A 2,519-nucleotide genomic window follows, 5' to 3' on the forward strand; every position below is an offset into this window, starting at 1 on the left:
GCAGCATTCGGTGCTGTGCGCGCCGAAAGTATCGACTACGCAGTGCTCGAGCGCCACGATGCCGTCGCTGTCGTGCCATTTGCGGGTGCGTGGAGTGACGTCGGCAGCTGGAATGCCGTCGCCGGGCTCACGGCGCCGGACGACGACGGCAACCGCATCGACGGCAACGGCATGGCGCTGCACAGCAAACGCACCTATATTCACGCGCCGCATCGCACCGTGGTGACACTTGGCACCGAGGACCTTCTGGTGATTGACACGCCCGACGCGTTGCTTGTCGCCGCGAGCAGCCACGTGGAGCAGGTCAAGAGCGTGGTTTCCCAGCTTGAAACGCGCCAAAGCCCGGAAGCAAACCTGCACCGCAAGGTAGCGAGGCCTTGGGGCTGGTATGACAGCATTGACCGCGGCRCCCGATTCCAGGTCAAACGCATCATGGTCAAGCCCGGCGCGTCGTTGAGCCTGCAAAAACACCATCATCGGGCCGAACACTGGATCGTGGTTTCCGGCACCGCGCTGGTCACCAAAGGCGAGGCCACCTTTCTCCTCACAGAAAACCAGTCCACTTACATTCCGATCGGCGAAACTCACCGCCTGGAAAATCCAGGAAAAACCGATCTGGAAATGATCGAAGTCCAGTCCGGCAGCTATCTGGGCGAGGACGATATCGTGCGATTTACCGACAACTATGGCAGGGCATAAACAATGAAAACAGCACTCATCACCGGCATCACCGGCCAGGACGGCTCCTACCTGGCGGAGTTTCTGCTGAACAAGGGCTATATCGTGCACGGCATCAAGCGCCGCACGTCGCTCTTCAATACGGATCGTATCGACCACTTGTTCCAGGACCCGCACGAAGCCAACCAGCGCTTTGTGCTGCACCACGGCGACATGACCGACTCGTCGAGCCTGACCCGCATCATCCAGCAAACCCAGCCGGACGAAATCTACAACCTGGCTGCGCAAAGCCATGTCGCCGTGAGTTTTGAAGAGCMGGAGTACACAGCCAACAGCGACGGCCTGGGCGCCTTGCGGGTCCTTGAAGCAATGCGCATTCTCGGACTTGAGAAGACCACACGCTTCTACCAGGCTTCGACTTCCGAACTCTATGGCTTGGTGCAGGAAATCCCGCAAAAAGAAACTACACCGTTCTACCCCCGCAGCCCTTATGCGGTTGCCAAGCTCTACGCCTACTGGATCACGATCAACTACCGGGAAGCCTACGGCATCTATGCCTGCAACGGCATTCTGTTCAACCACGAAAGCCCGGTCCGCGGCGAAACCTTTGTGACACGCAAGATCACGCGCGCACTCGCCCGCATCAAGCTGGGCATCCAGGACTGCCTCTATCTGGGCAACATGGATGCCAAGCGAGACTGGGGCCACGCCAAGGACTATGTCGAAATGCAATGGCTCATGCTTCAGCAGGACAAACCCGAAGACTTCGTGATTGCTACCGGTGTGCAATACAGCGTGCGTGATTTCGTCGAGGCGACTGCCCGGGAATACGGCATGCAGATCCGCTGGGAAGGCCACGACGAGAACGAGAAGGGCTATGACGCTGCCACCGGCAAATGCATCGTGTCGGTCGATCCGCGTTACTTCCGTCCGACCGAGGTTGAAACGCTGCTCGGTGATGCGACCAAGGCACGCGAAAAACTCGGCTGGGTTCCGAAAATCAGCTTCGCAGAACTGGTCGCCGAAATGGCCAGAGTCGACATGACACAGGCCGAGTTCGATTTGCAGGTCAAGGCGCACGGCCACAAGGCCTTGCGCAACCAGGGCTAAACGTGGCCAAACCCCGTGTTTTCCTGACCGGCGGCGGCGGCATGGTCGGCCGCAATATCCTTGAGCACCCGCTCGCGGGCAACTGGGATTTTGTCGCGCCGAGCAGCCGGGAACTGAACCTGGCCGACTTCGAGGCGACGCGCCGCTTCGTCGCAGATGTCCGGCCCGATGCGGTAATTCACTGCGCCGGACTGGTCGGCGGCATTCAGGCGAATATCGCGCACCCTGTCGATTTTCTCGTGGTGAACGTAGACCTCGGTCGCAATGTGATCATGGCAGCGCGCGAGGCCGGTGTTACCAGACTGCTGAACCTCGCGAGCTCCTGCATGTACCCACGCGAAGCGCAGAACCCGCTCGGCGAGGAATTGATTCTGCGCGGCGAACTAGAGCCGACCAACGAGGGCTATGCGATCGCCAAGATCTTCGCAACCCGGCTGTGCGAATACATCACCCGCGAAACACCGGTCAATCAGTACAAGACGCTGATTCCGTGCAACCTGTACGGCCGGCACGACAAATTCGACCCGAAGCACTCCCACCTGATCCCTGCGATCATCCACAAGGTCCATCAGGCCAAGGCTGGCGGCCTGCCGAGCGTCGAGATATGGGGTGACGGCACGGCACGCCGCGAGTTCATGTATGCAGGTGATCTGGCCGACGCCGTGCTGCATGCGCTGTCCGATTTCGACAAGCTACCGGGGCTGCTCAATGTCGGCCTCGGCCACGACCAC

At 60.0% G+C, this 2,519-nt stretch carries 3 protein-coding genes; all 3 read left to right on the forward strand.

The window, feature by feature from the left end; genetic code table 11:
- Window positions 1-699: cupin domain-containing protein (locus AC1DWI_RS19570; protein ID WP_477725507.1), on the forward strand; the 699-nt coding region annotated here is incomplete at its 5' end.
- A gap of 3 nt (window positions 700-702) precedes the next feature.
- Window positions 703-1,788 (forward strand): GDP-mannose 4,6-dehydratase, encoded by a 1,086-nt coding sequence (gene gmd, locus AC1DWI_RS19575; RefSeq protein WP_477725508.1) that lies wholly within the window; start codon window positions 703-705, stop codon window positions 1,786-1,788.
- A 2-nt stretch (window positions 1,789-1,790) separates the two neighbouring features.
- A partial coding sequence (locus AC1DWI_RS19580; RefSeq protein ID WP_477725509.1) for an NAD-dependent epimerase/dehydratase family protein occupies window positions 1,791-2,519 on the forward strand: 729 nt, incomplete at its 3' end.

The organism is Polaromonas sp. P3_C2, assembly GCF_056402675.1.